Source organism: Pigmentiphaga sp., assembly GCF_019689535.1.
Lineage (GTDB): Bacteria > Pseudomonadota > Gammaproteobacteria > Burkholderiales > Burkholderiaceae_B > Pigmentiphaga.
The window spans coordinates 1-7,784 of record NZ_JADGHH010000169.1; the positions used below are offsets into that span (position 1 = coordinate 1).

The following is a 7,784-nucleotide window of genomic DNA, read 5'->3' on the forward strand; positions in this document are numbered from 1 at the left end:
GCGCCGGACGAAGCGCAACCCCCCGCCCCAGCGCAAGGCGAGGAGGCATCCGGCGAACCCGCAACTGCGCCAACCGAGGCTGATGACGCCGCCCGCCTCCGCACGCTGCGCGACCAACTGATCGCCTACGTTGCCTCCGAACTCGGCCGGGATGACACCCCCAAAGAGATCGAGTTCGTCGAAGCCCTGCCGCTAACCCCCTCCGGCAAGATCCGACGCCAAGCGCTCAAGCAGATCGCGGACGATCGCGTCCGGAAATGGCCGCCAGCTCCAGCGCACGCAGCTCCGTCTCCGTGAAACCCGCCGCCCGGCGGGCCGGAAGGTTGAACGGTCCATACTGGCCCGGCGCCTCATAACGCTGGGCCAGGACCACATAATGGCCCACTGGGTCGACGCCCTCGCGCTCGCACAGATAGCGGTACCAACGATTGCCGATCGCGACATGCCCGATCTCGTCGCGCAGGATGACATCGAGTATCTGCGCGGCCTTCATGTCTCCGGCGCCTGCCAGTTTCGCCCGTATGGCCGGGCTGACGTCTAGCCCGCGCGCCTCCAGGGTTCGAGGCACCAATGCCATGCGCGCGAGCAGGTCGAGCCGCGTGCGCTCGGCCATTTGCCACAGTCCGTCATGGGCCAGGAAATCGCCGTAGGCGTAGCCCAAGGATTGCAGGTGCTCCGCGAGCAGGGTGAAGTGCAGAGCTTCCTCGCTGGCGACCTTGAGTCAGTCCAGGTAATAGTTCTTGGGCATGCCGGCGAAACGCCAGATCGCGTCCAACGCCAGGTTGATCGCATTGAATTCGATGTGCGCCAGCGCATGCAGCAATGCCGCGCGCGCCTCGACCGAGGCCACGCCCCTTCCCGGTACGTCGCGCGGGGAAACCAAGACGGGGCGGAGCGGGCGGCCCGGGACACCCTCGGGCTCTTGTAAAACGCAGGCGGCATCCACATATACGGGCGAAGCCCCCAGCTCGCGCGTACGGGCGGCCTTCTCGGCCGGATCGCAAAGCGTGAGCAGTAGACGCGCCGCCTGTCGCAGTTCGGGTTCGGCTGTCATAAGACAGCATTGTAGAATGGCTCACCCCCACGCGCTTTCGAGGAAGTTTTTTGTCCGATCAGCTCAAGAAATACCTATTCGAGGACCAGACCGTCCGGGCTGAGGTCACCTCCATACGCCAGACCTGGAAAGAAATCCAGGCCCGTCACGACTATCCGCCCGCCGTCCAGCGCCTCTTGGGTGAACTGGTGGCGGCAAGCGCGCTGCTGGCCGCCAACATCAAGTTCAACGGCACCGTGGTCCTGCAGCTGCAGGGAGATGGCCCGATCGGCTTGATCGTCGTCGAATGCCATGCCGACCTCGGCATACGCGCGACCGTCAAGCTCCGCGAGGGCCACGCCGTGCCCGACGACGGAACGTTCCAGAGCCTGCTCAATAGCCAGGGAGGCGGCCGCTTCGCCGTCATGCTCGATCCCCAGGACCGCCAGCCGGGCCAGCAGCCCTACCAGGGCATTGTGGCGCTGCACGGCAATTCGGTGGCGGAAGCGCTCGAGCACTACATGCTAGCCTCCGAGCAATTGCAGACGCGCATCTGGCTCGCGGCCAACGCCGAATGCGCGGCCGGCGTGTTGTTGCAACAGCTTCCCCGGCATGGCGGCAAGACCGAAGGCCAGGCCGCCCAAGCCAAGGCCGACGACACCTGGGAACGCGCCCAAGTCTTGGCCGACACGCTCAAGCCGGAAGAGTTGCTCACGCTTACGCCGGACGCCTTGATCCACCGCCTGTATTGGCAGGAATCCCTGCGCGCCTTCGACCCGGCCCCGGTGACCTATCGCTGTACGTGTTCCCGCGAAAAAGTTGCCGACGTGCTGCTGCGCATCGGCAAGGCGGAAGTGGACGACATTCTGGCAGAACAAGGTCGCGTACAAATCCACTGCGACTACTGCGTCAAGAGCTTCGAGTTCGATGCGGTCGACTGCGCCGAATTGTTCGCCAACGATTCGGCCATGGTGAGGCACCAGAACACCACGCGCCACTGACGCCAGGCGGCATCGTGGCCGCGCTGCTGCAGGGGTGGAATGGCGCCTAACCCTCAGGCTGCGGTAGGCGCGTTTTGTCCTCGGGCAGTATCCACAATGGACGCCGGGCCGATGCACGGGCAAGCTCGCGTCATGCCTCCGGTCCATCACCCGCCTCGCATTCTCCTGCGCCGCCTACGCGGCACCGCCATGGCGGAATTCACCGTCGTGGCACTGCCGCTGCTGCTCGTAGGGCTCGGCGCCTTTGAAACCGGTCGCTGGCTATTGGTCCGCCAGGCCGTCGGCTACGCCTTGTTCGAAGCCGCGCGCGCCGGCGTCGTCTCGCACGCCGATCCATCCGCCATGGCAGGTGCATTCGAGCGCGCCCTCGCGCCGGCACTGGGCATCGACGCCCTCCCGGACCCTGCCAGCGTGGGGCCGCGGGTCAAGGCCAAGCTACAGGCCCGGGAGCGCGAATACGGCCTGCCTATGGCCCGCATCGAACAACTGAGTCCGAACCGGGCTAGCTTCGACGATTTTTCCAATGACCGGTCAAGCGCCGGGGGCGTTCGCGAGCTCGACTACGACTACCAGCGGCTGCACCACGACACCGTCTATCTTGCCCGTTACGGCAACGGTGCCGGCCCCCATTCGCGGCAAACCGTGTTCCAGGCCAATACGCTCGTGTTGCGCCTCACGTACCTGCACGCCCCCTACCTCCCTTGGATGGCTGCGCTGTTGCGCACGCTGGCCGACTCCGGCGAGGAGGATGATTACGTGCGACGTGCCCGCGCCGCGGGCCTGGTGGTGATACGGCGCGACATTGCGATGCCTATGCAGTCGGCCGCGCGTGAGCACGCGAAAAATGAAAATCTGCTGGCGGGGTAGTTCAGGAAGCGCCGGGTTTATCGATCCGCAGGCGCGGTCATGCGACGCTGGGGCGATGCCGGCGCAGTTCCCGGAGCAATCGCCGCAGCCGCCGGGCCTTCGACGATCTGCACGAATGCCTCGCCTTCCTTGAGCATGCCGAGCTCGTAACGGGCGCGCTCTTCGATGGCATCCGTGCCGCTCTTGAGGTCACGCACTTCGGCGTCGAGCGCAAGATTGCGCGTACGCAATTCCTCGTTGGTCTGGCGCTGGGCCTCGAGCTGGCGCTCGAGCTCCCAGGTGCGTAGCCACCCGCCTTTTCCCAGCCATAGCGGATACTGGATCAGCACCAATAGCAGGGCGATTATCAGAGTGAGCAGACGCATGCGGCCCGTCCCCCAATGGGAGCACCGGACCACCCGCCTAGGCAGTCCGGCGCAATTGCATCAACGCAGGTTGTAGAACGCCTCGCGGCCCGGATAGTGCGCCACGTCGCCGAGGTCTTCCTCGATGCGCAGCAGTTGGTTGTACTTGGCCATGCGATCCGAGCGGGACATCGAGCCCGTCTTGATCTGCATCGCGTTCGTGGCCACTGCGATGTCGGCGATGGTCGTGTCTTCCGTTTCGCCCGAGCGATGCGACACCACGGCGGTGTATCCCGCCCGCTTGGCCATCTCGATCGCGGCGAAGGTTTCGGTGAGGGTACCGATCTGGTTGATCTTGATCAGGATCGAGTTGGCAATGCCCTGCTCGATGCCGCGCTTGAGGATGCTGGTATTGGTGACGAAGAGATCATCGCCGACGAGCTGCACCTTGCGCCCCAGCTGCTCGGTCAGGTACTTCCAGCCATCCCAATCGTTCTCGGCCATGCCGTCTTCGATGGTCACGATCGGGTACTTGTCGCACCATGTGGCCAGCATGTGGGTCAACTCCTGGGAGCTCAGCGTCAAGCCTTCGCCCTCCATGTGATACTTGCCGTCGCGATAGAACTCCGAGCTCGCGCAATCCAGGCCCAGCGCGACCTGGGTACCCGGCTCATAGCCGGCCTTCTCGATGGCCTGCAGGATCAGCTGGATGGCCGCTTCGTGATTGGCGACATTGGGGGCAAAGCCGCCCTCGTCGCCCACGGCGGTGGACATCCCCTGGTCGTGGATCAATTTCTTCAGCGCGTGGAACACTTCGGCCCCCATGCGCAGGGATTCGCGGAAGCTGGTCGCGCCCACCGGCAGGATCATGAACTCCTGCATGTCCAGGTTGTTGTTCGCGTGAGCACCGCCGTTGATGACGTTCATCATGGGCACGGGCATGCTCATGGCGGCGCTGCCGCCGAAGTAGCGATACAGGGGCAGGCTGCACTCTTCAGCCGCCGCCTTGGCCACGGCCATGCTCACGGCCAGCATGGCGTTGGCGCCGAGGCGCTCCTTGTTTTCCGTGCCGTCCAGCTCGATGAGCGTGCGGTCCAGGAACGCCTGCTCCTGCGCATCGAGCCCCATCAATGCTTCCGCGATTTCGGTATTGACGTTCTCGACGGCCTTGAGCACGCCCTTGCCCAAGTAGCGCGACTTGTCTCCGTCGCGCAATTCGATGGCCTCACGCGATCCCGTCGAAGCGCCGGAGGGAACAGCCGCACGGCCCATCGCTCCCGATTCCAGCAGCACGTCGCACTCTACCGTGGGGTTGCCGCGGGAGTCGATGATTTCGCGCCCGATGATGTCTACGATTGCGCTCATAGGTATCCAGTCTCAAGAAGTTATTGGAAATCGTTTTCGAGAAACCCGTGACGTTTGGTCACACGGTCGAGTTCTATCAATGAGGCCAGCAGCTCGCCCATACGCTTGAGCGGTACCGCGTTCGGCCCGTCCGACTTGGCATGCGCCGGATCCGGATGTGTCTCCATGAACAGTCCCGACACGCCGACGGCCACGGCTGCGCGCGCCAGTACCGGCACGAATTCGCGCTGTCCGCCAGACGTTGCGCCCTGCCCGCCCGGCAATTGCACGGAGTGGGTGGCATCGAAAACCACCGGGCAATTCGTTTCGCGCATGATAGCCAGAGAGCGCATGTCCGACACGAGATTGTTGTAGCCAAACGATGCTCCGCGCTCGCAGACGAGGATATTGTTCCCGTCCCCGCCCGCTTCCAGCGCGGCCTCCCTGGCCTTGGCCACGACGTTGGCCATGTCGTGCGGGGCCAGGAACTGCCCCTTCTTGATGTTGACGGGCTTGAGCGTGGCCGCGCAGGCGCGGATGAAATCGGTCTGCCGGCATAGGAAGGCGGGCGTCTGCAGCATGTCGACCACGTCGGCGACCGGCCTGACCTGGTCGGTCTCGTGCACGTCGGTCAGGACCGGCACGCCGATCTGCTCGCGGACCTCCGAAAGCACCTTGAGCCCGAAGTCCATGCCCATGCCACGGAAGGACTTGCTCGAACTGCGGTTGGCCTTGTCGAAGGAACTCTTGTAGATGAAAGGCACGCCGAGCCTGCCCGTCAGCTCCTTGAGGGTGCCGGCGGTTTCGAGCGCGAGCTCGAGCGACTCGATCACGCACGGTCCGGCAATCAGGAAGAACGGCTTGGAAAGGCCGACCTCGAATCCGCACATGGAATAAGTACGGCTGGCGACGTCTTGCTGTGGACTCATGGTTGCCTCCTAGCGAGCAACGGCCTCCCCGCACTGATGGCGGGGACGCTCATGCCTGCTCCGCCGCGGCGCGCCGCAGCTTGTAATCGTGCGCGGCCCGGATATAGGCCGAGAACAGCGGATGCCCGTCGCGCGGCGTAGACGTGAACTCGGGGTGGAACTGCACGCCCACGAACCAGGGGTGGTTGGGCAGCTCCATCATCTCCGGCAGGTTCTCGGTCGGCGTGCGCGCGCTGATCACCATGCCGGCTTCTTCCAGCTTGGGCACGTATACGTTGTTCACTTCATAGCGGTGGCGATGGCGTTCATTGACCTCGTCACCGTAAATCGAGTGTGCCAGCGTGCCGGGCTTGACCGGGCAGCGCTGTGCGCCCTTGCGCATGGTGCCGCCCAGGTCGGAAGTCGCGGAGCGGCGTTCAATCTTGCCCTCGCGGTCCATCCACTCGGTGATCAGGGCGACCACGGGATGCGGCGTATCGAGCTCGAACTCCGTGCTATTGGCACCGGCCAGCCCGGCCACGTGCCGAGCGAACTCGATGACGGCCAGCTGCATGCCCAGGCAGATGCCCAGGTAGGGTACGCCGTTTTCCCGGGCGTAGCGGATCGCCTGGATCTTGCCTTCGGTTCCACGCTTGCCGAAACCGCCCGGCACCAGGATGGCGTCGTACTTACGCAGTTTGTCCGTGCCCTCGCTCTCGATTTCCTCGGAGTCGATATAGTCGACGACCACGTTGCAGCGAGTGTGGATGCCGGCATGTACCAGCGCCTCGGTCAGCGACTTGTACGACTCGGTCAGGTCCACGTACTTGCCGACCATGGCGATGTGCACCTCGCTCTCGGGGTTCTCGCGCGCGTGGATCAGGCCTTCCCACATGGAAAGATCCGCCGGGGGCGGCTGCAGGCCAAGGGCCTCGCAGACGAGGTCGTCCAGCCCCTGCTGATGGAGCATCGCGGGGATCTTGTAGATGGAGTCCACGTCCCAGACGGAGATGACCGCATCGAGCGGGACATTCGAGAACATGGAGATCTTCGCGCGCTCGTCGTCGGGTATGGGGCGGTCGGCCCGGCACAGCAGCGCGTGCGGATAGATGCCGATTTCGCGCAGCTTCTGCACCGAGTGCTGCGTGGGCTTGGTCTTGAGCTCGCCGGCCGAGGCGATGAAGGGCACCAACGTGAGATGGATGAAGGCTGCCCCCCCGCGCCCCAGGCGCAGGCTCATCTGGCGTGCAGCCTCGAGGAACGGCAGGGATTCGATGTCGCCCACCGTACCGCCGATCTCGACGATGGCCACGTCGGTCTTGCCATCCCAGGCCGCGGCGGCGCCGCGGGCGATGAAATCCTGGATCTCGTTGGTGATGTGCGGGATGACCTGGACGGTCTTGCCGAGGTAATCGCCCCGGCGCTCCTTGCGCAGCACCGATTCGTAGATCTGGCCCGTGGTGAAGTTGTTCACCTTGCGCATGCGCGCGCTGATGAAACGTTCGTAGTGCCCCAGGTCCAGGTCCGTTTCCGCGCCGTCCTCCGTCACGAAGACCTCGCCGTGCTGGAACGGGCTCATCGTGCCGGGATCGACGTTGATGTAGGGGTCGAGTTTGAGAAGAGTGACTTTGAGGCCGCGCGATTCAAGAATAGCGGCCAGGGACGCGGCGGCGATGCCTTTCCCCAGGGAAGACACCACACCGCCGGTAACGAATACGTACTTGGTCATTGCCAATGGCGCGCGGTTTTTGCCGAGCGCTTGCGGGAAATTGGAATTATAGCTTCTGTTCCGAAGGGCCGCGATCCCAGGGGGCGTAACCTTTGGCGACAAAAAGACATCGGGCGCGCGGCCAAGGCCGGCGGGCCGGAACGCCCGCGCGCTCCCAGGTTCAGTACAGCACCAGCGTATCCAGGGCGGGCTGCTCCCCTTCGATGCGGCCGGACTGGACGGATTCGGCGAAGAAGACCTGGCCGTCATGACGGCCCACCGCGTCCCGGGTAGTACGGGCCTCGTAGTCGACGTGCGATTCCTCGGCCCGGCCGGAGCGCTGAAAGACGGTGAGCTGCCGCAGCGAGCGCAGCCACCACCGCTTGGCCTGCCGGTCGTAGGACAGGGTCAGCTCGGCCGAAGTAGCCGTATCCTCGGCCTTGGAAAAGCTGCGGTCGGTGATGACGACGCGCCGGTGCCGGATTTCCACCTCGAAATTGCGGTCTGCGGGAAGATCCACGCCACAGGCCGCGCAGGGCACGAGAAACCCCCAGCCCGTGGCTTCGAACCCCCTGGCGC

7 protein-coding genes and 2 pseudogenes are annotated in these 7,784 nt (G+C 64.6%); 3 read left to right on the top strand and 6 right to left on the bottom strand.

Annotation, left to right across the window (positions count from 1 at the left end):
- Positions 1-297, top strand: a pseudogene (locus IRZ12_RS17585) (hypothetical protein); the annotation flags it as partial.
- On the opposite strand, the pseudogene IRZ12_RS13680 reads toward IRZ12_RS17585, so the two are convergent.
- Positions 227-1,054, bottom strand: a pseudogene (locus IRZ12_RS13680) (ferritin-like domain-containing protein). The pseudogenes IRZ12_RS17585 and IRZ12_RS13680 sit on opposite strands and share 71 nt — an antisense overlap.
- 50 nt (positions 1,055-1,104) lie before the next feature.
- On the opposite strand from IRZ12_RS13680, the gene hslO reads away from it, so the two are divergent.
- Together hslO and IRZ12_RS13690 are read left to right on the top strand one after the other, a co-directional pair.
- Positions 1,105-2,034, top strand: coding sequence for an Hsp33 family molecular chaperone HslO (hslO, locus tag IRZ12_RS13685; RefSeq protein ID WP_296469417.1), 930 nt, complete (start codon positions 1,105-1,107; stop codon positions 2,032-2,034).
- A 111-nt stretch (positions 2,035-2,145) separates the two neighbouring features.
- Positions 2,146-2,901, top strand: a complete 756-nt coding sequence (locus IRZ12_RS13690; protein ID WP_296469419.1) for a TadE/TadG family type IV pilus assembly protein — start codon at positions 2,146-2,148, stop codon at positions 2,899-2,901.
- A 17-nt stretch (positions 2,902-2,918) separates the two neighbouring features.
- Here the strand turns inward: IRZ12_RS13690 and ftsB are convergent, their stop codons facing one another.
- The 5 genes from ftsB to IRZ12_RS13715 form a co-directional block, all read right to left on the bottom strand.
- The gene (gene ftsB / locus IRZ12_RS13695) at positions 2,919-3,266 is read right to left on the bottom strand and encodes a cell division protein FtsB (RefSeq protein ID WP_296469421.1); all 348 of its coding nucleotides are present in this window, start codon (positions 3,264-3,266) and stop codon (positions 2,919-2,921) included.
- A 60-nt stretch (positions 3,267-3,326) separates the two neighbouring features.
- Positions 3,327-4,610 (bottom strand): phosphopyruvate hydratase, encoded by a 1,284-nt coding sequence (eno, locus tag IRZ12_RS13700; RefSeq protein WP_296469425.1) that lies wholly within the window; start codon positions 4,608-4,610, stop codon positions 3,327-3,329.
- A gap of 20 nt (positions 4,611-4,630) precedes the next feature.
- Positions 4,631-5,479 carry a 3-deoxy-8-phosphooctulonate synthase gene (kdsA, locus tag IRZ12_RS13705; protein ID WP_296469430.1) on the bottom strand — a complete coding sequence of 283 codons (849 nt, stop codon included), beginning with the start codon at positions 5,477-5,479 and terminating at the stop codon, positions 4,631-4,633.
- An 88-nt stretch (positions 5,480-5,567) separates the two neighbouring features.
- Positions 5,568-7,226: a CTP synthase gene (locus IRZ12_RS13710; RefSeq protein ID WP_296469427.1), complete on the bottom strand. Its 1,659-nt coding sequence runs from the start codon at positions 7,224-7,226 to the stop codon at positions 5,568-5,570.
- A gap of 160 nt (positions 7,227-7,386) precedes the next feature.
- Positions 7,387-7,784 (bottom strand): hypothetical protein (locus IRZ12_RS13715; protein ID WP_296469429.1); only part of this gene is annotated, 398 nt, incomplete at its 5' end.

Bases quoted from the DNA above. Each gene is read 5' to 3' on its own strand.
- IRZ12_RS13690 (WP_296469419.1), top strand. From the start codon at position 2,146: ATGCACGGGCAAGCTCGCGTCATGCCTCCGGTCCATCACCCGCCTCGC.
- ftsB (WP_296469421.1), bottom strand. From the start codon at position 3,266: ATGCGTCTGCTCACTCTGATAATCGCCCTGCTATTGGTGCTGATCCAG.
- eno (WP_296469425.1), bottom strand. From the start codon at position 4,610: ATGAGCGCAATCGTAGACATCATCGGGCGCGAAATCATCGACTCCCGC.
- kdsA (WP_296469430.1), bottom strand. From the start codon at position 5,479: ATGTGCGGATTCGAGGTCGGCCTTTCCAAGCCGTTCTTCCTGATTGCC.
- IRZ12_RS13710 (WP_296469427.1), bottom strand. From the start codon at position 7,226: ATGACCAAGTACGTATTCGTTACCGGCGGTGTGGTGTCTTCCCTGGGG.